This window comes from Ligilactobacillus agilis (assembly GCF_025311475.1).
GTDB lineage: Bacteria > Bacillota > Bacilli > Lactobacillales > Lactobacillaceae > Ligilactobacillus > Ligilactobacillus agilis.
In genome coordinates this window covers 265156-286194 of sequence record NZ_CP104397.1, presented here as the reverse complement: position 1 = coordinate 286194, position 21039 = coordinate 265156, and the positions used below count along the sequence as shown (strand labels likewise).

Below are 21039 nucleotides of genomic sequence, written 5' to 3'. Positions count from 1 at the left end.
GATAATTATTTATCAGTTTGCTCATGTTCCAGTTCGTGCCGGGTTAAATCAATCTCGGTCAACGGAATTAACTTCGTCTTGTAACGGAGCTTGTAGTATAAATACAAAATAATAAATAACGGTACTGACATGTAGGTTACCGAAATGGCTTGCCAATCTAAGTTAGCAAAGGACTTAATATCCTGCCCAACGATGACCAATAAGCAAATGATTAAAGCTAGTAAGGGCCCGACTGGGAACCACTTAGCCTTGTAGCGTAACTGGGATAAATCTTTCCCCTGTGCTTTAAAGGCCCGCCGGAAGCGGTAGTGAGCTAAAGCAATTCCAACCCAAGCGATGAATCCGGTCAACCCACTAGCACTAACCAAGAAGGAATAAATTTGTTCGCCAAAAATACTGGAAAGAAATGTTAATAACCCAACTAAGGTCGTCCCTAATAAGGCTGGCATTGGAATTCCACGCCCGTTTACCTTACCGAAAATCTTAGGAGCATCCCCACTCACTCCAAGCGCAAATAACATCCGGGTGGAAGCGTACATACCTGAGTTAGCTGCGGAAACAACCGAAGTTAAAATAACGGCATTCATGACAGAAGCGGCCGAGGCAAGTCCTGCCCGTTTAAAGACTAGGGTAAAGGGACTAATGGTAATATCACTTGCATCAGACCCTAATAAGTTAGGACTAGTGTAGGGAATTAAGCACGCAATTACAAAAATAGCTAAAATGTAAAATAATAAAATTCGCCAGAAGACCTGCTTAATAGCCTTAGGGATACTCTTAGCCGGATCTTTTGACTCACCAGCCGTAATCCCAATTAATTCTGTTCCTTGGAAAGAAAAACCTGCCACTACAAAGACCGTCAAAATGGAGGGAACTCCCCCTACAAAGGGCGCCTTTTTATAAGCAAAATTTTCCAAATAGGTCGCATGACCACCCATAATTCCCACGATTGTCAAAAAGCCGACTACCAAGAAGATCAAGACGGTCACCACCTTAATTAGCGACATCCAATACTCTGTTTCCCCAAAAGAAGCGACTGATAAAGCGTTAATTAAGAAGATGATAATTAATGCCCCTAAACTAAAGACCCAACTAGGTACATGGGGAAACCAGTAGCGTAAAACAATCGCCGCCGTTGAGATATCTACCGCCAGTGTAATCGCCCAGTTAAACCAATAGTTCCAACCCATTGCAAAACCTAGGGCTGGATCTACAAACCGCCGTGAGTAAGTCGCAAACGAACCGGTCACAGGAAGGTAGGTCGCCATTTCCCCTAGTGAAGTCATCAAGAAATAAACCATTAAGCCAATTCCAATGTAAGCCACTAAGGCTCCACCTGGTCCGGCAGTTGAAATTGCTGACCCACTGGCAACAAATAACCCCGTACCGATACTCCCACCGAGGGCAATCATCGAAAGGTGCCGTGTCTTCAAAGCACGCTTCACATTATTTTTTTCCGCCATTGCGAAAAAACCTCCTAAAAATAATTTACTAGAGGTTAGGCACAATTAAGAAATAATAATTAATAAATAAAAGAGCGGACCTAAAGAAAAGGTCCGCTCTTACTAACAGTCATTAATCATCAGTGTCTGAATAGCGCTCCGCAGTCATAGGCTGCGACAGTCCCTAACTTATTCAGTTAGGGCCCAGCAAGTAAGCTTAAGGAACTCACTTGCTTCGGCATTCTCTCCTTTAGCCCAGCTTCTTTGCTACCTTACTAGCTCAGCTCGGTTACTCATATCGAATGCGACCTCTTTTCAATACTGACTATTGTATAAAATTTACTTGCAAAAAACAAGTTTTTCTTAATCGGCTTCTTCGGCACTCTTAATCTGTTGCCCCATACTTTCTAAATCGGCTTGATGTTCCATGAATTCCTGGTTATCAACCGGTAAGTGTTGCTCGATTGTCGCAAATGGTTGGAGGTAAACCTGAGCTTGGTCAATTTCAAAGCCCAAAATGTGGCCCCCCATCTTCTTAGCGTCGTTCAAGTAATGAAGGTGATAGCCGGCAGCTGCCATTCCTTGGAACAATTCTGGAGCAAAGTAGCCCACCACCGTTCCTTGACTATCTGTTTCTTCAAAAACAGCTTGCTTATTAGCCACTTCCACTAAGGTTGGATAAGGTTTTACTTGCCCTTCTACCGCCCTAGTTTGCATGTGCTTGAACTTACCTACAATCTTAACGGCAAAGAAGATATTGTGGTAAGGATACTTGGCTAAAATCTGCTTACCAAGTGCTTGCATGGATAATCCTTGTGCAGCAAATTCAACCTGTGGCTGGTCAAAGTGAACGGTGGCAAAGGGAATCATCGTTTCCGCACTTAGGGTCTTAACTTGGCCGTTGGCTTGGACCAAATAAGGAGTGCCATCTAAAACAATCATTTCCCCATTTAAGCCCGTGGCCGTTCCAATCCCCGTATCACCATGCGCAAGTAGCTCGGCTAGCTTCATGGTTCCATCGAATAAACCCGGAACTAAGAGCGCAAGCGTGCCATGTTGGTAAACTTTTTGTCCATCTTTTGTCATTGTAAAGACCTTCTTTTAAAAAAATTAGTGTAATTGGTCGTCTAAGATTTGCTTACCTAATTCTTGGTTGTCGCTGTAATCAACCGGAACGTCAACGATGACTGGTCCATCGATTGCAAAGGCTTCGTCTAAGACCTTTTCTAAGTCAGCAGCCTTGTTGACCCGTAGCCCCTTGGCTCCAAAACTTTCTGCATACTTAACGAAGTCAACCGGTCCAAATTTAACCGCAGCTGATTGGCCGTACTTCATTTCTTCTTGGAACTTAACCATGTCATAGTTACCATCATTCCAAATAATGTGGACGATGTTAAGGTTCAAGCGGACTGCTGTTTCTAAGTCTTGGGCAGAGAATAAGAAGCCACCATCACCAGAAACTGAAACGATTTGGGTATTAGGACGAACTAAGGCAGCAGAAATAGCCCATGGTAAAGCTACCCCTAGCGTTTGCATCCCGTTACTAAAGAGCAAGTGCCGTGGTTCATAACTCTTGAAATGGCGTGCCATCCAAATATAGAAACTACCAACGTCAACAGTCACAGTCATGTCGTCAGTCACGCGGTCTTGCAATGCTTGGATGATGCTTAGTGGGTGGCTCCGTACTTGTCCTTCTTCTAAGGCAGGTGGTTCATCCCGCAAAGCTTCTTCTTTTCTGATTGAATCCAAGTATGCTTGGGAATCTTCCGGTAGCTTGTAACCCTTCATGTATGGTAATAAGAAGTCTAAGGTTTGAGCAATGTCCCCAACCAATTCCTTTTCAGGTTGGAAGTTCTTATCAATTTCTGAACGCATTGAATCGATAACCACGATGTGAGCCTTACCATCTTGGTTCCAGTTACGTGGTTCGTATTCGATTGGGTCATAACCAATGGCAATTACCAAATCACTTCGCTTAAGCAACTTATCACCGGGTTGGTTTCTAAAGAGCCCTACCCGGCCAAAGAAGTCGGCTTCCATATTGCGTGGGATAATCCCAGCCCCTTGGAAGGTTTCAACAACTGGTAAGTGGGTAGCAGCAATCAAGTTCCGGATAGCGGCAGTTGTATCCGGATCAGAAGCCCGCATCCCTAGTAATAAGACCGGCAACCGTGCTTCTTTAATCCGTTGGGAAAGCAAGGTTGATTCGATTGGACTAGCAGGTCCCAACTTAGGTGGAATCCGTGGTGCAATTACTTCAGTCTTAACTTCTGAATCAGTCACGTCTTGTGGAACTGATACAAAACTTGCCCCTTGCTTGGATGACTCTGCTTCTTGGTAAGCATTAGCTATAACTTCGGAAATGTTTTCTGGTTCTTGAACTTCGGCGCTGTACTTAGTAATTGGCGCAAACAAGGCAGCGTTATCCATGCTTTGGTGAGTTAAACGAAGTAAGTCGGTTCTTTGAACCTGACCTGCAATTGCTAAAACAGGGTCCCCTTCAGCAGTTGCTGTCACCAAACCAGTTGCTAAGTTAGATGCCCCTGGACCGGAAGTTGCAATTACAACCCCTGGCTTACCGGTAATTCGTCCAATCCCAGCGGCCATGAAAGCGGCGTTTTGTTCGTGGCGAGTAACAATTAACTTAGGTGCCTTAGGATTAACAGGATGTTCTAAACGTTCAAACACCCGGTCAATCTTTGCTCCTGGAATCCCAAAAACATATTCAACATCATGATTGGCTAAACTATCAACGATAGCATCAGCGCCAAAACGTTTCTTTTCTTCTGACATTTCATCCTCCTATTTTTTGCCCTTAACTACTTGTTTTCTTACCAATCTTAGCACCTTAAAAATAATAATTCCAGCCTTAAGAATTATTGTGAAATCCTTAATTTTAACTAGATACTAAAAGCTTTTATAATCGACTCTAAACCCCTCTCAAAACTTTGTGAATTTGTGTAATTTTTCGCTTTTAAATGGTAACGCTTACCCGGTATGTTTAAATAACTGTGCCCCCTTGCGCCAACTTCCTTGCGCTTCAAAGTTACACTTTTGCAACAACCTCAGTGAGGCCTCATTATTAGGATACACGTAGGCCAGTACTTCCTTATCGCCCAAATTCTTACAAAGAGCTTGCAACGCTTCGGTCATATATCCACGCTGCCAATAGTTACTATTTAGAGCGTAACCTAACTCAAATTTGCTACTAGCAAAGCTAGGGTAAAAGCTAATGTTGCCGATTACCTTTTGGTGTAAGTGACTGTAAATCGCTAGTGCCCCCTGATTTTGCAAGACTTCTAAAAATAATAACGCCCCCCGGATATCGCTAACGGCTGTAAACCCGGCTGCCTGGGCAACCTTTTTTTGGCTGGCATACTCATAGACATCAGTCAAATCGTCAATCACATAGGGTCTAAGTAGTAATCGTTTCGTCTTAATTTCCATTACTTTTTCCTGGCTTTCCGCCGTTTTTTGACCTCCCTAACAGGGTCGATAAAAGTATAGTCGTTGTTAGTAACCACTTGCTTTTTAGTTGCTAGTATATAAGCTGCTATTTCGCCAACAACTGGGATAAAGACCATTACAATTGCAATGACCGGAATCTCTGCATCCCTAAAGCGTCTGATTAGGGCACTCATATTAGCAATCAAGATGAAGCCAATGAACACCCTCACCATAAAATTCAAAAAGAAGTTGGCAAAATTAGGCTCAACGCTCCTAAGCCCCGTCACGACCACGGACAAGACTAGTGAAAATACAAAGGTCAAACCAATCATCCCTACAAAGCTCCACCAAAAATCGGCCCGGCCCATTCGTTTATTAATATTGAACCAGTCTTTTAGGTATAATTTTGTCGACGGGATTAACCCAGGCTTTTCATTTTCATTTGCCCGCGTTACTTTGCCCTTAAGCTTTTGCAACTCTGCACGCTGTTCTTCTTCTGCTTTCAAGATGCGCTGGTAGCTTGCATTTAAATCGTCATAATCGCCTTCAAAGATCTGTTTAAAGATATTTTCTTGGTCTGGTTGCTCCTCTTTTTCTACCTGGGGCGTCTCCTTTTTTAAGGGTTCACTTTGATAGTAATACTGAGCCTGGTCTGCCCCACAATGATAGCAATAATTAGAGTTTACCGGAATTTCTTGCTGGCACTTCTTGCAAGCTTTTTGCTCCTCATCAGCCTTGAAACGATCCTGGCTAACCCCACAAGCCGGACAAACCCGCTCTGTTTCACCAATAATGCGACCACAACGTTGACAATAATAATCCATTACTTCCATCCCTCCTTAATAACACTAATAAATTCTTTCAAAATCGGCCGTAATTCCTTGCCCTTAAGCCAAATTAGCGCCATCTGTGTTTCCCAAGCTGGATAATCAACCGGAATAATGCGACAATTACGGGCTAATTTAGCAATCGATTCAGGCACAAGTGCTAGACCCAGTTTCATCTCCGCCCAGTAAAGTGCGGTTCGAGCGTCATCACATTCCATCAACACATTGGGCTTAATCCCATAATGTTCAAATGAATCGGTGAAGATATTCTTAAACCGCCGATAGATAATGAGGGGATGTTCTTCCAAATTCGTTAAAGTAAAACTGGTTGGTAGCTGGGGGGAATAGTTATTAGCACTAACTACCACCATCTTTTCTTTAGTGAGGTAGTTTAATTTTAACCCCCGCTGATTAAAGGGCGTCCGCACAATGGCCAAATCCAGCTGGCCTTGGTGAAGCTTCTCGATAATTCCATAGGTATTGTCTTCGTAAATTTCATAACTAACATCCGGATAGCGTGCTTGAAAATCGGCTAAGGCTACAGAAGCCATAAACCCACCCGATGAAGAAATTAGGCCTAACGAAATTGTCCCAATCTGTCCTTGGTTAGCCTTACGGACTTTTTCTTCAGTCACCTGGGTTAAATCCACTATTTGGCGGGCGTAGTCCGTTAGCATCTTCCCTGCCTCAGTTAAAATTACCCCCTTAGCGGTTCGTTTAAACAACTTGACGTCTAAATCCTTTTCTAACTCCTTTAACTGATAGCTTAATGGCGGCTGGGCAATGTGCAGCCGCTTAGCCGCTGCCGTTACCTGCTTTTCTTCTGCCACGGCTAAAAAATACTTTAGTTGCTTTAGATTCAAACCTCCACCCCCTAATATACTTTTTTTATATATCATCAAGTATAAATTAGTATTTTTCATATATCAATATTAGTGCTATCATTTAACAGAAGCTTTATAAAAAGGAGTTTTTTGTTATGCTTACAACAGCTTTGACCATGTTACTAGTCGGCATCTTTGCCGGAACCATGGGTGCCATTTTAGGAATCGGGGGCGGAATGATTATCACCCCGATTGTTACCCTAGCACTAGGGTTAGACATTAAATACGCTATTGGCGCTAGTATTATCGCTGTAATTGCTACCAGTTCAGGGGCAACTATTGCCTACCTTAAAGATTATGTTTTGAACTTACGGGTGGCAATGTTTTTGGAAATTGCCACCACCATTGGTGCCATCGTTGGTGCCTTACTAACGGGCTATTTCAATGGCAACATCTTATACTTCTTGTTTGGAGCCCTGCTGGTCTTTTCTAGTTGGAATATGTACCGTAAGTTACGCTTAGGTAAGGAAGTCTTAAAACGGGCTAACCCCGATAAGCTTGCGACTAAATTTAAGTTAAATAGCTCTTATTATGATAAAAATCTCAACCAACAAATTGATTACCAAGTAGAAAATATCCCCTTAGGGTTATCAATTATGTTTGGCGCCGGCCTAGCTTCCGGAATGCTTGGAATCGGTTCGGGAGCCTTTAAGGTTATGGCCATGGATAACGCTATGAAGATGCCTTTAAAACCTTCTAGCGCCACCAGTAACCTCATGATGGGGGTGACCGCCGCTGCCTCTGCTACCGTTTACTTCTTTAATGGGGCCATCAAACCCGAAATAGCTGTCCCCTTAGCCTTGGGAATTTTAGGAGGAGCTGCCTTAGGAAGCAGAATTATGCCTCATCTTCCCGCTAAAGTTATTCGGATGATCTTTATTCCCATCCTCCTTTACCTGGGCTTACAAATGATTCTTAAAGCATGTGGGGTGATGATTTAATGACTAAACACGATTTACAAACTGAAATGAATCAAGTTGAGCTCTTAATTGGGAAAATTATGCGGATTGGGGTTTTAATTGCCGCCTTCGTTATGATTATCGGTCTTGGTTTACTACTAGTCACCGGTAAAAGTGGTTACCCCGGTACCTTCTACCCAACAACTCTGCAAGCCATTATCGCCGGGGTCTGCGCTTTTAAGGCCGCTGCTTGGATGATGCTTGGTATCTTCCTACTAATCTTGACCCCAGTCTTGCGCGTTGTTATTTCAATTTACGCCTTTGCTAAGGAAAAAGATCACCTCTATGTTTGGATTACCTCCATCGTCTTAGTAATTCTCGTTATCAGCTTTATCATCGGTCATCACTAGGAGGGAGTTTAATGGAGAATAGTAACGAAAACTTACGGCGAAAAAAAGAATTAAGACGTCCTCGGCCGCAAAAGAACCAAGGCTGCTTTACCTTAAGCTTATTAATTTTTGTTGTGCTGGCACTTTTTACCGCCAGTTACCTAAAAAAACACCTAGCAACGGCTAAGCAAACGGCCGCCGATATTTACCAGTCTACCGACACGAAAAAAGCCCGCAACGTTGACGCAATCTTGAAACAAAACAAGCCCGTCTCTATCCTGTTACTGGGAACGGACACCGGAGCCTTAGGAAGAACCTTTCAAGGGCGGACTGATACAATGATCCTAGCCGTCCTTAATCCCAAGCAAAAGACGATGACAGTCGTCAGCATCCCACGCGATACCGAGGTGGCTGTATTTGGCTACGAACAGTATTTCCCAAGTAAAATTAACGCTGCCTATGCCTATGGTGGAGCTAAAACCGCACTCAAGACGGTGCAAAAATACCTCAACGTTCCCATCGACTACTACGCTACCATCAATATGGGCGGACTTGAGAACTTAATCAATGCGGTTGGTGGCTTAGATATTAAGCCTTTAATCACCTTTAGCTACGACAACCAAAGCTTTACCAAGGATCAGACTACCCACATGAACGGCAAGCGGGCCTTAGCCTACGTGCGGATGCGCGACGACGACCCCCTAGGCGATTATGGCCGCCAAGCACGGCAACGGCAGGTCCTAACTAAGCTCGCCTTCAAGAGCAGTAAGTTAATCAACCTCCTAGATGACGGTTTCTTAAAGACAATTAAAAGTCAAATAAGCACTGACCTCACCTTTGATGACCTAATCTACTTAGGAACTGACTACAGAGTAGCTACCCACCACATGAAGTCCTACTCAATGCAAGGTTCCACCGAGGTCATTGACGGGCAGGATTTCGAGGTGGTTGATACTAAAAATAAACAAGCTATTACCGATATCCTTAGAGCAGCCCTTGACTTAGAACCCGCTACTACCGGTAGCACGCTCGCTAGTGACAATACCATTGATACTCAATAAAAAAGGCCTTGTAACTTTTACCAAATAAAGTTACAAGGTCTTTTCTTACGATTTCATCCGGTAATAAGCTTGTCCTAATAATTCGGCCAGAAAAAAGCCCATTGCGATTGCACCAGCAATCATCGCCACCTGAACAACATAGCGTAAGGCGACGGTATTATCGTTTAGGGCAAAATACCTAACCGCCTGGTAGGCCTGGCCTCCTGGCACCAAGGGAACTAAGCTGGGAATGTTAAATAAAATCGTGGGCATCTTTTGCCAACGGGCCATAAAAATTGAACATAAGCCAATCGCTAGCGCAGCCCCTAAGTTGGCAAGCATTGCCCCTGCTTCCAAATTTTTGATGACTAAGTAAGTCAACCAGCCCAACATTCCGATAAAGCCACAGGCATTTAAGGCCCGGCGGGGAACGTTAATAATCACGCCAAAGCCCAGCGAAGATAAATAACTAAAAGCAGCATGCATAATCCATTCCATTTCCAGGCCCCCTACATAAATTTCAAAATAAAGGCAATCCCTAGCCCCAAGGCACAGGCAGTTAAGATTGCCTCCATAGCGCGAGCCATCCCACTCAAAATATGCCCTGCTAAAAGATCACGAACTGCATTGGTTAACGGTACCCCAGGAACTAAGGGCATCAAAGCGCCAATGATAATTCGGTCAACGCTATAGCCTAGATTAAACCGGACCAGCATTACCGCACTAAAACCTATCAATAAGGCCGCCAAGAATTCACTAACAAACCTAATTTTATACCGACTGTTGATGAAGTAAAAACAAGTATAGCCTAAGGCCCCAACTAGAGCTGTCGGTAAAAAATCACGCCAGGAAGCTCCGTACATGATAACCAGGGTTGCACTGACCAAGGCAGCCGCCATTAGCTGCCAGTAAAAGGCAAAAAACGGTGCACTCACATCAATGGCCATCAGTTTGAGATAAAAATTTGGTAAGCTAAGTTGCTTATTTTGAAAGGCCCGCGAGGCATCATTTACCCGGGCAACTTTTTCTAAATCAATCGTCCGCTTGTTGATTGGTTCTACCTGGGCTTCATGCCGGTCAGGAATTGACATGGTAATACCTGTGGTTGTCTCAAAAATCTTAGGATCTTTAATCCCTGCATTTCTAGCGATTCTTTTTAAAGTATCGTCTACCCGGGCCATGTCAGCCCCACTTTCTATCATGATTCTGCCCGCCAACATGACCGTTTTGATAATTAACCCGTCAGTTTTTTGACTCATCTCAATCACCTATCTTCGCTTTTAGCCTGCGACAAAGAATTAGCCACCCTTCACTCATAAAGACCCCTAACGCCATTAACGTAAATAAAATTCCATATGAGTAATGTTCAATTACCACGCCACCAAATAAAGGCCCGATTGCATGCCCTAAAGAGGCCGCAATTCCGATTTGCCCTTGGTACTTACCTTTTTCACTAGCACTACTTAACTTATCCACAACCGTGGGAATCGCTGGAAATAAACACACTTCCCCAACTGTGACAATCACCATTGACATAATAAACATCCAATAAGCATGAGCCACAATTAATGAGCTGTATGCCACCACAAATAAACCGATTCCTAGGTAAACTTTCTTGAAAATATCCACATTATAGTGCTCATCTATCCAAGAAATGATTGGCTGTAGGCACACAATAATCACACCGTTAATTGTCCACAGCAAGCTGTACTTGCTTAAAGATATCCCCAGTTTTTCCATGTACACCGACAAATTACTTTGCCACTGGGCATAACCTAGTTGGATGACGAAGTAAGCAATTAAGACCGCCGTAATAATATAGACCGCATAACGCCTAGTCTTCATTCTCGCTTGCTTAGCTTGCTTTAAGTGGTGCTTATCATTTTTTGGTACCTTATAAAAGAGACTAGCAATTACAAAGAAGACTGCAAACATGACAAAGTTAATTATAAAAATCAAGCGGACACTAATATTAATCACAAAGCCTACGCCCAGTGTTCCTAAAACCACCCCGACATTTGCCATGAAGTACATTAAATTAAAGACGTAACGTGAATCATAGCGCTTGATGGTGGTCGCTAACGAGTTGACAATTGTTCCTGAAACCCCAATTGCAAAGTTATTTAGGATAATCATTAGTGGATAGTAAGGCCAGCCACTCTCAAAAACTAAAAAGCCAGTCGCAAATAAACTCAGTGTTAAAGCAAGTAGCAAGTAGTGACGGGCATCCTTATGATCATAGAGGTAGCCCCCAGTATAGTTACCAGCAATCATTGCCATTGAGCCAATAAATAAGACAACCCCCGCAACCGTCAAACTTTTACCTAGATAATCATGCATATAGATAGTCGTCAACGGCCAGATGAAACTCATCCCGGTCGATTCGACTAAGTTCCCAATTAATAACCAAATTAATGGTAACTCTTTGACTTGCTTTTCCATCGCCATCCCCCTTCTTTTTGCTTGCAATTATAACAAAAAGGCTGAGAAAGTAAAACTTTCTCAGCCTTGTTTTAATCTACTAAATTCAGCTTACGCTTTAACAACGTTAACTGCTTGTGGTCCACGTTGACCTTCTTCAACGTCGAAAGTAACACTTTGACCTTCGTCTAAAGTCTTGAAACCTTCACCTTGAATAGCTGAGAAGTGAACAAATACGTCACTACCATCTTGACGAGTGATAAAGCCAAAACCTTTATCTGCGTTAAACCACTTTACTGTTCCTTGTTCCATTAAAAAATCCTCCTATGCGCCAACCGGCACGTAATTATTTGTAGTTCTGAATTGGTGCAATGGAGAAAGTTAATTGAAACATCCTTACCATGTAACCTATGCAAAAGTACAATGCTCAGTATACCACGAAAGCATTAAAAAAGATAGGTTATCAGCGAACAAAAATATAATGAGCCGCTTTGTAACCAATACTCATCTTTTCGCCAGAGGCCAACAATACCAGCTCGATTGGGCCTTCAAACGGCGTATGTTTTGTCACCTTAATCTTATCACCAATGTTTAGCTTAACATCAGCTAGGTATTCTAAAAGGTCGTGGTTATCAATAAAGCGATCTACTACTGCTTCTTGACCATCTAAGACACTTGCTAAGACTTTATGGCTATCTTCTTCGTATTGGCCATCTTGACGTGGAATCACCCCACCATGAGGGCAACGCTTAGGGTTACCTAGGAATTCTTCCAAATGATTCATCAAATTGTTACTGGTAATGTGTTCTAAGACCTCGGCGTCGGTGTGAACGTCTTGGAGCTTATAGTTTAACTTATTCACTAAAAAGGTTTCCCAAAGCCGGTGACGTCTTACTAGGTCTTCGGCTGCCTTAGCACCTTCCGTCGTAAGTGAAATGCCTGCATAAGGTTCATGTTCAACCAAATGACTAGCAACTAATTTCTTCACCATTTCCGTCACGGACCCAGCCGCCACGTTTAAACTCAAGGCGATTTGCTTATTAGAGATTTTCTTTTTCTTACCACCTAATTCAAAAATGATTTTGAGGTAGTCTTCTTTTTTCGGTGTCATTTCTTCACCCCATCTTTAGTCTACTTTCAGTTTAGCAAGCACTGACTTCATATCACTTGGAAGTGGTGCTTCAACTACTAAGCGCTTATTAGTAAAGGGATCATTAAAGGCTAAGTGGTAGGCATGAAGCGCCTGTCGCTCAATCCCCATATCTAAAGGCCCCCCATATAACTCGTCTCCCAAAAGTGGATGCCCCTTAGATTGGAAATGCACCCTAATTTGGTGGGTTCTTCCTGTATGGAGCTTTACTTCCACTAAGCTTCCACCGGCTAGGTTAGCTTTTAACCAGTACTCGGTTACAGCCTGCCTGCCGTCGGGACTAACGATTTGAAAATTTTCGCCCTCTTTCCGCTTCAGCGGCGCTTCAATCAAGCCATGTTGCTTGGTAATTTGCCCGGCTACTATTGCATAGTACCGTTTATCAAATTCGTGGTTACTTACCTGCTTATCAATCAAGCCCTGAGCAAAACTGTGTTTAGCCAGTAAGACTACCCCACTCGTGTAGCGGTCTAAGCGGGTAATAATATGGGGCACCACATTTTTGCGACCATTGCGTTCCAAATAATACTTAACTCGGTTCACCAATGTATCCTCCCGATTACTTGGGCCTGGAACACTGGTCAATCCGGCCGGTTTAGCCACTAGTAGCCAGTTAGCATCCTCATAGAGGACCTCAATTGGCTTGGGACTAGCTGCAATTTTGATGACTGGCTTTTCCTCAGGTAAAACCAGGGTCACTTGTTCGTTTTGGTGTAAGACCGTCCCAAAGGGGACCTTTTTGCCATCAACGAGCACGGCTCCCTTCTGCCGTCTAATCTTTCCCATCAAACGATGACTGACACCTCTAGCAGCCAAAAACTTTTTTAAGGTTTGTTGCTTACCTTCGTTTTGCCATGTGAATTCCATAATGTCCTACTTTCTGCTGAAATCTCATCCCAATTATTCCTAAAATTAACAGACCTAACGCTACGACTACCCCGGCAAAGACAGTGGCCTGTAGGCTAGCAGTCACCGCCACCGCAATCTTTTCTAAAGGAATTGCGATTGTCCGCGCTGAATAAGGGATAAAACTTGAGTAAATTTGATATTTAGCTAGTAGCCATAACAATAGGTAAAAAGGAACCGTCGCCCAACAACCAGCTAAGCCTAGATAATAAGCCCAGTTAAATGGTCGCAACCCCTGTAAGAGCACTAGTATTACCGCCAAAATGATGCTAAGCGTTAAGCCCACCTTAAACAAAGTATCAACTATTTGCTTAGCTTTCATAAACTCGGTTTGAACATCATTAATATTAGCATTTTGCCCTAGGTTCCAGGCCAACTTTTCCTGGATGCCAGTCGTCACCGTACTTTTAAGGGCCAGGTATCTTTCAGAATTTGCATTTAAACCTAGTCCTAACTCACCGGTCTGCAGGTAGTTATCCATGTTAGACGCCACCTGCTCTGCAATTTTCTTAGTGTCTAAGATGGTTTTTTTGCCCGCATAAAAGTTCTCTACCGCCAAAATTATATCTTCATTTACCTGCTGTTTAGTCAATAACTTACCTGGCTCAATTCCAAGGTCGCTCCGATAACTATCCAGTGCTAACATTAAATCAGTAGCTAACTCCTTATTTAAGCCACTGGTTTGTACTTCTTGTTTAGCAAAGTTAACGTTAAAGGCAGTGGTCTTCAACCCCCACCCTAGAAAGGTTATTGCTAACGAAAAAACCATAATAAAGGTTACCACCCAACTCAACAGTGGCCACCTTTTTTCCGTTTGCTTTGGTTTACTTCTTCTTGTTTCCATCTTGTTCCTTCTTATCAATCATGAACGCCAATACGACATCACAGCAACATCCAATAACATCACTGCTAGTAATAACAGCCCCATTACTTGCATGTATAAACTTTCTGAAATACCTAAGGCTTGCTTAAGGTCGGCGGGACAAAGACTGTATAAAATTGTCACTAACAAAATTATCAGCATCTCTGCATAGTTTCGCTTAGGTAGTAGTTGCATTCTTTACACCTCGTGTTATTCCAATAAAAAACTTAACAGATGTTAAGCATTTTCATATTCAATTATACCTTATTTTAGATTTACAACAAGCGATTTAATTCTTAAGGCTTATCTAAGTTTTCTTCGGAGTAGCACTAACTTAAAGTAAATATGCTAAAATTTGAAGGATTGATTTATTAAAAAGGAGTTCCTTAAATTGGCAAGCAAAAATAAAGCACACTTGTTAAAAGCCAGCTGTTTTTTAACCGGCTTTTTAATCCTGGCCGTCTTAGTTCATACTAACAACGTGCTCGTCACCAATTTTGATACGGCCATTCAAACCTTACTCAAACCACTGACCAATCCTACTAATACCAGGATTGTTGAGTTCATTACTAACCTGGGCGGGCCGGTAATGGCAACCATCTTTTCGTTACTGGTTATTATCTGCGTTTACCTTAAGTACTCTACCCGCGATGCCATTTGGGCGCTAGTAACCCTGGCTAGTGGTAACTTACTAGTCTTTTTGGTTAAAAACCTGATGCAACGTCCCCGCCCCAGCGATAAACTGGTTGCAATCGGTGGCTTTAGCTTTCCAAGTGGACACACCTTTGGAACGACTATCTTCATCCTCTTTATCGTCTACCTATTGATAGTCCACTTCCAAAGCCGCAACGTCCGCTTAAGCCTAACTTGCCTGGCAGCTATTTGGGCTTTACTAATCGCTTTAAGCCGGATTTACCTACACGTCCACTATCCCAGCGACGTTTTGGCTAGTTTTCTTTTAGCCGGTTTTACCTGGCAGGTTGCAAGAATGTTTCAACCTAAATCATCCTGGCACACCCAAAGCTAATAACCAACTCCCTAGGCCACCAGGGTCTAGGTTTTTTTGTAAGCAAAAAGGCCCTAAGTAACCCTTAGTGACCTTTAGCCAGCTTATTTTTCTTTTAACACTTTCACAACGGACTTGTGCTCCTTGTCAGCCTTAATAATTAGGCGCTTCAATTCAGTGGGACTGAGTTTTTTTGTATTCACCCCCGCACGAGCTAACTCCTTTTTAGCTTGAGCTAGGCGTTCAGGACTAATGGCCTTATCGTTTTTAGGGGCCACCTTAGTTTCCGCGCTATCATCATCAACTTCAACGGTATAGCCGAGACTACGCAAGACATAGTTATTATAGCCTTGTAATTTCTTAGCCTTTTGGCGAATCGTGCGGTAGTAATCTTGGTCAATGCTACCATAACCCAAAATTACGGCTAACTTCGTGTTAGAAGCACTGTACTGGTACCTACTAGAAAGTTTGTAGGCTTTATCATAAGCGGTTTTAAAGATTTTTAGTTCCTTAATTACTTCCTTCAATTCGGTTTGAAGGTTGGCTGACCGTCTAACCAACGTACTAGAACCACCATCCGTAGCGGCAACCATTTGAAAATTAAGTCTAGCCGCTTGATATTGCTTCTGCTTTAGCAACTTTAAGCCAGCTTGATAGGTAGCAATTTGCTTTAGGTAAATTTGAGCCGGCTTATCATTTTGCTTTTTCTTCAACGCATCTTGAAAATTAATCTTGGCCTGCTTATAATCGGCACGGTCAATATTAGCTTGGCCGCGTGCGACCAACTGTTCATAATCTTTTTGTGTCGCTACCTTTTTAGTGTAGCCAAAGCCGATAAAAATTACGGCCGTTATCACGGCCACTAACGACCACCAAACCCAACGCTTCACACTCTCTCCCCCTTATCACTTCTAATTGGACTGCCAGCTTTACTAAAAAAGGAACAAACTAAAAGCACAAATCACTTTTACTTCATTCCCCAAAAATTTCTTAGACTGGAACTACCATCGCTAGTAAAGCAACTGCAATTAAACCAAAGACTACTGACAGCCCCATAGATCTAGTCTTATAAGCAATCGCCATTACAATAATGGCAGCTAAAATCTTAGCTACATTATCTAAACCTACAAAAGTGTAAGTTTTGGTATTAATAAAAATATCCTTTACCACCAAGGCAGTAAAAAGTGATACCGGTACATACTTCATCCACTCGTTGAACCAGTTAGGAATCTTTCTAGTTGCAAAAATGTGCAACGGCACTACCCGTGGAATAAAAGCTGCTATCATTGAAAAAACGACCAACAAGACGTGGTCAAGCGTTGAATATCCCATACTACTCTCCTTCTGAATCACTTTCAGGTACAGCTACCGGGCGTTTCTTGCGCCGCTTAATCTTACTTAACAAGTAACCCCGTTCACGCCCATGCTTAACAAGGTAATCTTCCATGGCAAAACCGATTAAAGATGCAGCTAAGGTAGCTACAATCAAGCCCATGGTACTCTTCAACAGGCACATAGCAACAATTGCAAAGCAAGCTGATACAAAGCTAATTAAAATCGTCAAGCGATTCTTAAGTTGCATCACAATCATGTACAAGAACATGGCCGTCAAAGCAAAATCAACGATTTCCAAGTTAATATGGATAAAGCCACCAATGATGCTACCAATCAGGTTAGCAACCGACCAAAACAGTAAGGTATAGTGCTCAACCATCAAGGCATCACCGGGACGCCACTCTTTATCTGTCGCAAACTTCAAATAATTGACAGCGTAATTTTCATCGTTCATATGTAGGGCAAAGACATATAAAAAGCGCTTGCTAGTCCCACGTAAATACTGGGATAAACTAGAGCCAAGCAATGCATACCTTAATTCTAGGAAAAAGAGCATTAAAACAATCGTATGGATTGGCGCGTTAGTTACCAGCATTGATGCAATCAAAAATTGAGCTCCACCTGAAAAAACCATCAGTGAAACCAAAAGGGTCAAAATTGCATTAAAACCAGCTTTATTTAACAAAATCCCACAGGCCAACCCAATGGGAACATAACTAAGGCATAGAGGTAATGCCACGCGCAAAACCTCTAACCAGCGTGGTTCTTCTTTTTTCACAAAAAATAGCCTCCATCAATAAATAAAAAAGTCCCTTTGCTGTTAATTATAACATATTACTTGAGAAAAATAATTCTTTTCCAAGCCATAAGAAGAATTTCGCCTAGAAGAAACAAGCTTAGACTATTTAGCTGGGAGTAACTGCATCTTTGAATACGAAATCACGATTAACTGCTTCATATCCATGGCTGTCGTTGTCTTAGCAAACTCCTGGTCAAATTTAAGAATGGCCGAGTTGCGTAGTTGCTTTTCAACTACCCCCGAAAAATGATGCCGGTGAAAAGTAAAGCTGACGTGGCTCCCCTTAACAAATGGCTTGCCTAAGCTACTAACTTCAATTTCTTTACCATCCGTCCGGTTCTTTTCACTCATAATTAAATCCCCCATTCAAATTTTGAAACTAATTCAATTATAGCTCAATTATCTTAAGTAAGTAAAAAATCCGCTTGTGATAAAAAAAGAGCACGGCTCATAAAAAGCCATGCTCTTTAAACTAACTATTAGTTTTGCTTAGTGTAGTTATTGATATCTACTTCTTCGACGTATTCAACGTTAGGACGAACCACAACCATTGCTACGTATAACAAGCCTAGTGAAATTACTAAGAAGAGTAATGAAACAGAGTAAGAAGTAATCATTTGACTAGCACCTAACCCTGATGTCAAGGCTTGTCTGAATCCATAAATTGAGTAAGTCATTGGTAAGTATGGGTTAACAGCTTGGAAGAAGCCACCTAAGCCCTTGGTAATTTCAATTGGGAAGGAACCACCACTAGCCCCTAATTGGATAACCAATAAAATCATACATAAGAAACGACCAGGGTTTTGGAAGGCCACTGAGAAGAACATGATGAGGAACATCATTGCTAATGAGAAGAGGATTCCGTTAGCAAGCATTGCTCCCAAATGATCTGGGTGTAAACCAGCAGCTATCATCAATAATGCTTCCACTAAGGCATTACCAATTGCCACAATCGAACCGATTGTTACCTTAGCCATAAACCATTCAAAGGCTGTTTCATCTTCTGATTCCAGGCGTCTGATTGGGTAAACTAAGTTAAAGACCATTGCCCCAACAAAGAGTGCCACTGACAACATGTATGGTGCCAAGGCGTAACCATAGTTAGGTACGTAACTGTAGTGTTTTTCCACCAAGTTAGATGGAGCAGCGAACATCTTCGCATTATCCTTACCAGTCTTAACCTTCTTAATGGTGTTAGCCCCTTGCTTCATGCTCTTAGCTAACTTCTTGTTACCCTTGTAAATCTTGTCAGAACCATCAGTTAAGGCAGAACTATTAGCCGCCAACTGACCAGTCCCACTTGCCAATTGGTTAACCCCGTTAGTCATAGTTGGAATTTGCGCATTCAATGTACCCAAACCACCAGCTAATTGACTTGCACCCGAGTTAAGTTGACCATTATTAGCTACTAATTGACTAGTACCACTTGCTAACTGGCTAACCCCACTTGTAAGGGCTGGTACGTTAGCATTTAATGTACCAAGTCCACCGGCAAGTTGGCTTGCACCGGAGTTTAACTCAGCGTTCTTAGAAGCTAATTGGTTGGTTCCATTAGCTAATTTAGTTACCCCGTTAGTTAATGCTGGAATACTATCGTTTAACGTACCCAAACCAGTTGCGATTTGATTAGAACCAGCAAGAAGGGCCCCGTTATTAGCTGATAATTCCTTTGCACCGCTACTTAACTCAGCTAAACCAGCCACTAAAGTTGTGAACTTCTCCGTTGAAGGTCCAGCTAACTTAGCAGTATTTTGGGCAACTAATGCAGTTGTAGCATCAGAACTTGCTTGAGCTGTTTGCATAAGTTTAGCTTGGTCACTACTACTCAAGCCTTGACCGTTAATACCACTATTAAGCTCTTGAGCAATACTACTTGCCTTAGCAGCTGCTGTTTGTAATTGTTGTAATTGACCTAAAGTAGTTTGTAATTTAGCTAACTTATTCTTATCTAAGGCACCTTGCATCTTTGTCAAAAGGGCAAGTTGTGATTGCAAACCTTTAACGTCTAAACTACTTGCTTGCTTTTGTAAGTCAGCCATTTGGGTCTTTAATTCACCTAAACTAGCCAGTGTTTTATCTAATGTACCTTTTAGCTGTGTAAGATTATTACCAACAACACCAACCTCGGTTAAACTATTAGTCGAATTAGTTTTAATAGTTGCAGTGTTCTTTATAGCATCTTGAAGTTTGGCTTTATCCGCTTCACTTAAGGTACTATTAGGACTAGCCAAAACGGCGTTAACATCACCGGTCACAGCGTCAGCAAGTTTTTGGTTAGTACCATTGTAAGTGGCAATTTTACCTAGACTAGCTGCTATCGCCTGTTGATTTTTGCCGATTGCTTGTTCCATAGCGGGTAGACCACTTTGCATTTGGTTTGCCGTCGTTTGCAAGCTTCCCATTTGGCCCATTAGGTTATTCATTACCGTTAGACTTGTAGCTAATTTCTGGGTATCAACTTGACCAACACCTGTTAACAAAGCATTCAAAGATTGTTGATCAATTTGCTTTAGACCATTATCAATGCTAGCAGACATAATGTAGTTTAATTGGTACAAAGCAGCTGCGGCTGCTGGTAATTGTTTTAGCGAGGTCAAATCTTTAGCTGGAATTTGACTTAAACCAGCATTTAATTTATCAACCCCGTTAGTGTATTGTGCAAGCTTGGTGTTAAATTCTTTAGAACCAGCTGCTAACTTACCAACCCCGTTAGCCAAGGTTGGTGTCTTGGCTTGCAATTCACCTACCCCGGCGTTAACTTGACTAACCCCAGCAGTATATTGGCCAATCCCATCCTTAAGGGTGTTTGAACCTGTTGCTAAGGCATTAACACCGGTTGCTAAAGTACCTGTGCTTGAATTTAAAGTTTGAACCCCGTCATTGACTTGGCTAACTCCAGCCGTGTAGGTCTTAAGCCCGGTTGCTAAGGCAGATGAGCCTGCAGTTAGTTTTTGGACCCCGTCACTTAGGGGTACAACGCCGGCTGCTAGTTGGATAACCCCGTTGTTAACTTGACCAACCCCGGCGGTGTAGGTATTTAGGCCATCATTTAAAACCTTGGAGCCATCGGCTAATTGCTTAGAACCGCTAGCTGCTTCGCTGAAGCCCTTGCCGACCTTTTTTACGACCTTGAACATTGTGTCGGCATAAGCAGTTGAGACGGATTCTCTAATTTCTGAGTTGACTTGCTTAACCCCGGTTTCGGAAATAACCTTCCCAATGTAGTTTAAAGAGTCGTTAGTCTTGTATGTCAAATTCATTTTGTGGGGATGGCGATTCAAAACGGTTGTTGCATTCTTAGAAAAGTTCTTAGGAATGGTAATAACCATATAATATTTCTTATGGCTTAAACCGTCATTAGCTTCCTTTTCGGAAACGAAGTGCCATTCCAAATCATCATTATCTTTTAACTTGGACACTAGGTCATGTCCAACTTGGAATTTCTTACCTTGATAGTAAGTAGCTTGGTCCTTATTAACCACGGCTACTGGTAAGTAGCTCGTGCTTCCATAAGGGTCCCAAACAGACTTTAAGAAGAATAGTGAATATAAGAATGGTAAACTCATAATCCCTAAAATGGTTGCGATTAAGATCTTATGCCGTTTAAGGTTCTTAAATTCTTCAATAATCAT

The 21039-nt window shown here is 42.3% G+C and carries 23 protein-coding genes and 1 riboswitch; of the genes, 4 read left to right on the top strand and 19 right to left on the bottom strand.

Going from position 1 to position 21039, the window contains the following annotated elements; all coding sequences use genetic code 11:
* Positions 1-5: 5 nt before the first annotated feature.
* The 6 genes from N4597_RS01225 to N4597_RS01200 form a co-directional block, all read right to left on the bottom strand.
* Complete coding sequence (locus N4597_RS01225) at positions 6-1463, bottom strand: amino acid permease (protein WP_050611254.1); 1458 nt, start codon at positions 1461-1463, stop codon at positions 6-8.
* Positions 1464-1586: 123 nt separating this feature from the next.
* Positions 1587-1764: riboswitch (Lysine riboswitch) on the bottom strand.
* 41 nt (positions 1765-1805) lie between these two features.
* Positions 1806-2528 (bottom strand): acetolactate decarboxylase, encoded by a 723-nt coding sequence (gene budA, locus N4597_RS01220; RefSeq protein WP_204784228.1) that lies wholly within the window; start codon positions 2526-2528, stop codon positions 1806-1808.
* Between the two features lie 24 nt (positions 2529-2552).
* Complete coding sequence (gene alsS / locus N4597_RS01215; protein ID WP_089145183.1) at positions 2553-4235, bottom strand: acetolactate synthase AlsS; 1683 nt, start codon at positions 4233-4235, stop codon at positions 2553-2555.
* Between the two features lie 195 nt (positions 4236-4430).
* Positions 4431-4889: a GNAT family N-acetyltransferase gene (locus N4597_RS01210; RefSeq protein ID WP_260904238.1), complete on the bottom strand. Its 459-nt coding sequence runs from the start codon at positions 4887-4889 to the stop codon at positions 4431-4433.
* Positions 4889-5713 carry a zinc ribbon domain-containing protein gene (locus N4597_RS01205; protein ID WP_260904235.1) on the bottom strand — a complete coding sequence of 275 codons (825 nt, stop codon included), beginning with the start codon at positions 5711-5713 and terminating at the stop codon, positions 4889-4891. The genes N4597_RS01210 and N4597_RS01205 overlap by 1 nt, the downstream gene beginning before the upstream one ends.
* Entirely contained in the window at positions 5713-6579 is an 867-nt protein-coding gene (locus tag N4597_RS01200; RefSeq protein WP_089145180.1) for a LysR family transcriptional regulator, read from the bottom strand. The genes N4597_RS01205 and N4597_RS01200 overlap by 1 nt, the downstream gene beginning before the upstream one ends.
* A gap of 116 nt (positions 6580-6695) precedes the next feature.
* Here N4597_RS01200 and N4597_RS01195 point away from each other — a divergent pair, with 116 nt between their 5' ends.
* From N4597_RS01195 to N4597_RS01185, 3 genes are read left to right on the top strand one after another with little or no spacing between them, the layout of a single operon-like run.
* Entirely contained in the window at positions 6696-7541 is an 846-nt protein-coding gene (locus tag N4597_RS01195; protein WP_260904233.1) for a sulfite exporter TauE/SafE family protein, read from the top strand.
* Positions 7541-7909 (top strand): DUF1634 domain-containing protein, encoded by a 369-nt coding sequence (locus tag N4597_RS01190; protein ID WP_089145178.1) that lies wholly within the window; start codon positions 7541-7543, stop codon positions 7907-7909. Before N4597_RS01195 ends, N4597_RS01190 begins: the two co-directional genes overlap by 1 nt.
* 11 nt (positions 7910-7920) lie before the next feature.
* Positions 7921-8949, top strand: coding sequence for an LCP family protein (locus tag N4597_RS01185; RefSeq protein WP_260904232.1), 1029 nt, complete (start codon positions 7921-7923; stop codon positions 8947-8949).
* A 45-nt stretch (positions 8950-8994) separates the two neighbouring features.
* Here the strand turns inward: N4597_RS01185 and N4597_RS01180 are convergent, their stop codons facing one another.
* The 8 genes from N4597_RS01180 to N4597_RS01145 form a co-directional block, all read right to left on the bottom strand.
* Positions 8995-9426: a threonine/serine exporter family protein gene (locus N4597_RS01180; RefSeq protein WP_089145176.1), complete on the bottom strand. Its 432-nt coding sequence runs from the start codon at positions 9424-9426 to the stop codon at positions 8995-8997.
* 11 nt (positions 9427-9437) lie between these two features.
* Positions 9438-10187: a threonine/serine exporter family protein gene (locus N4597_RS01175; RefSeq protein ID WP_089145175.1), complete on the bottom strand. Its 750-nt coding sequence runs from the start codon at positions 10185-10187 to the stop codon at positions 9438-9440.
* A gap of 1 nt (position 10188) precedes the next feature.
* Positions 10189-11370: an MDR family MFS transporter gene (locus N4597_RS01170; RefSeq protein WP_260904230.1), complete on the bottom strand. Its 1182-nt coding sequence runs from the start codon at positions 11368-11370 to the stop codon at positions 10189-10191.
* Positions 11371-11460: 90 nt separating this feature from the next.
* On the bottom strand, positions 11461-11661 hold the full coding sequence (locus N4597_RS01165; protein WP_089145173.1) for a cold-shock protein: 201 nt from the start codon (positions 11659-11661) through the stop codon (positions 11461-11463).
* 151 nt (positions 11662-11812) lie between these two features.
* Complete coding sequence (locus N4597_RS01160) at positions 11813-12460, bottom strand: metal-dependent transcriptional regulator (protein ID WP_056976641.1); 648 nt, start codon at positions 12458-12460, stop codon at positions 11813-11815.
* 15 nt (positions 12461-12475) lie between these two features.
* Positions 12476-13366, bottom strand: coding sequence for an RluA family pseudouridine synthase (locus N4597_RS01155; protein WP_172586452.1), 891 nt, complete (start codon positions 13364-13366; stop codon positions 12476-12478).
* Positions 13338-14249, bottom strand: coding sequence for a hypothetical protein (locus tag N4597_RS01150; RefSeq protein WP_260904226.1), 912 nt, complete (start codon positions 14247-14249; stop codon positions 13338-13340). The genes N4597_RS01155 and N4597_RS01150 overlap by 29 nt, the downstream gene beginning before the upstream one ends.
* Positions 14250-14267: 18 nt before the next feature.
* Positions 14268-14462: a hypothetical protein gene (locus N4597_RS01145; protein WP_056976644.1), complete on the bottom strand. Its 195-nt coding sequence runs from the start codon at positions 14460-14462 to the stop codon at positions 14268-14270.
* Between the two features lie 196 nt (positions 14463-14658).
* Here N4597_RS01145 and N4597_RS01140 point away from each other — a divergent pair, with 196 nt between their 5' ends.
* Positions 14659-15294 carry a phosphatase PAP2 family protein gene (locus N4597_RS01140; RefSeq protein ID WP_056976645.1) on the top strand — a complete coding sequence of 212 codons (636 nt, stop codon included), beginning with the start codon at positions 14659-14661 and terminating at the stop codon, positions 15292-15294.
* Positions 15295-15377: 83 nt separating this feature from the next.
* Here N4597_RS01140 and N4597_RS01135 read toward each other — a convergent pair whose 3' ends face one another.
* The 5 genes from N4597_RS01135 to N4597_RS01115 form a co-directional block, all read right to left on the bottom strand.
* Complete coding sequence (locus N4597_RS01135) at positions 15378-16163, bottom strand: hypothetical protein (RefSeq protein ID WP_089145170.1); 786 nt, start codon at positions 16161-16163, stop codon at positions 15378-15380.
* A gap of 100 nt (positions 16164-16263) precedes the next feature.
* The gene (locus tag N4597_RS01130; RefSeq protein ID WP_050611272.1) at positions 16264-16605 is read right to left on the bottom strand and encodes an AzlD domain-containing protein; all 342 of its coding nucleotides are present in this window, start codon (positions 16603-16605) and stop codon (positions 16264-16266) included.
* A 1-nt stretch (position 16606) separates the two neighbouring features.
* Positions 16607-17386 carry an AzlC family ABC transporter permease gene (locus tag N4597_RS01125; RefSeq protein ID WP_094131191.1) on the bottom strand — a complete coding sequence of 260 codons (780 nt, stop codon included), beginning with the start codon at positions 17384-17386 and terminating at the stop codon, positions 16607-16609.
* Between the two features lie 123 nt (positions 17387-17509).
* The gene (locus tag N4597_RS01120; RefSeq protein WP_089145169.1) at positions 17510-17758 is read right to left on the bottom strand and encodes a hypothetical protein; all 249 of its coding nucleotides are present in this window, start codon (positions 17756-17758) and stop codon (positions 17510-17512) included.
* A 128-nt stretch (positions 17759-17886) separates the two neighbouring features.
* Positions 17887-21039 (bottom strand): YhgE/Pip domain-containing protein, encoded by a 3153-nt coding sequence (locus N4597_RS01115; RefSeq protein WP_260905327.1) that lies wholly within the window; start codon positions 21037-21039, stop codon positions 17887-17889.

Coding starts and splice junctions, on each gene's coding strand:
- N4597_RS01120 (WP_089145169.1), bottom strand. CDS start 17,758: ATGAGTGAAAAGAACCGGACGGATGGTAAAGAAATTGAAGTTAGTAGC.
- N4597_RS01225 (WP_050611254.1), bottom strand. CDS start 1,463: ATGGCGGAAAAAAATAATGTGAAGCGTGCTTTGAAGACACGGCACCTT.
- N4597_RS01190 (WP_089145178.1), top strand. CDS start 7,541: ATGACTAAACACGATTTACAAACTGAAATGAATCAAGTTGAGCTCTTA.
- N4597_RS01210 (WP_260904238.1), bottom strand. CDS start 4,889: ATGGAAATTAAGACGAAACGATTACTACTTAGACCCTATGTGATTGAC.
- N4597_RS01205 (WP_260904235.1), bottom strand. CDS start 5,713: ATGGATTATTATTGTCAACGTTGTGGTCGCATTATTGGTGAAACAGAG.
- N4597_RS01130 (WP_050611272.1), bottom strand. CDS start 16,605: ATGGGATATTCAACGCTTGACCACGTCTTGTTGGTCGTTTTTTCAATG.
- N4597_RS01155 (WP_172586452.1), bottom strand. CDS start 13,366: ATGGAATTCACATGGCAAAACGAAGGTAAGCAACAAACCTTAAAAAAG.
- N4597_RS01175 (WP_089145175.1), bottom strand. CDS start 10,187: ATGAGTCAAAAAACTGACGGGTTAATTATCAAAACGGTCATGTTGGCG.
- N4597_RS01180 (WP_089145176.1), bottom strand. CDS start 9,426: ATGGAATGGATTATGCATGCTGCTTTTAGTTATTTATCTTCGCTGGGC.
- budA (WP_204784228.1), bottom strand. CDS start 2,528: ATGACAAAAGATGGACAAAAAGTTTACCAACATGGCACGCTTGCGCTC.
- N4597_RS01170 (WP_260904230.1), bottom strand. CDS start 11,370: ATGGAAAAGCAAGTCAAAGAGTTACCATTAATTTGGTTATTAATTGGG.
- N4597_RS01195 (WP_260904233.1), top strand. CDS start 6,696: ATGCTTACAACAGCTTTGACCATGTTACTAGTCGGCATCTTTGCCGGA.
- N4597_RS01115 (WP_260905327.1), bottom strand. CDS start 21,039: ATGATTATTGAAGAATTTAAGAACCTTAAACGGCATAAGATCTTAATC.
- N4597_RS01150 (WP_260904226.1), bottom strand. CDS start 14,249: ATGGAAACAAGAAGAAGTAAACCAAAGCAAACGGAAAAAAGGTGGCCA.
- alsS (WP_089145183.1), bottom strand. CDS start 4,235: ATGTCAGAAGAAAAGAAACGTTTTGGCGCTGATGCTATCGTTGATAGT.
- N4597_RS01145 (WP_056976644.1), bottom strand. CDS start 14,462: ATGCAACTACTACCTAAGCGAAACTATGCAGAGATGCTGATAATTTTG.
- N4597_RS01185 (WP_260904232.1), top strand. CDS start 7,921: ATGGAGAATAGTAACGAAAACTTACGGCGAAAAAAAGAATTAAGACGT.
- N4597_RS01160 (WP_056976641.1), bottom strand. CDS start 12,460: ATGACACCGAAAAAAGAAGACTACCTCAAAATCATTTTTGAATTAGGT.
- N4597_RS01165 (WP_089145173.1), bottom strand. CDS start 11,661: ATGGAACAAGGAACAGTAAAGTGGTTTAACGCAGATAAAGGTTTTGGC.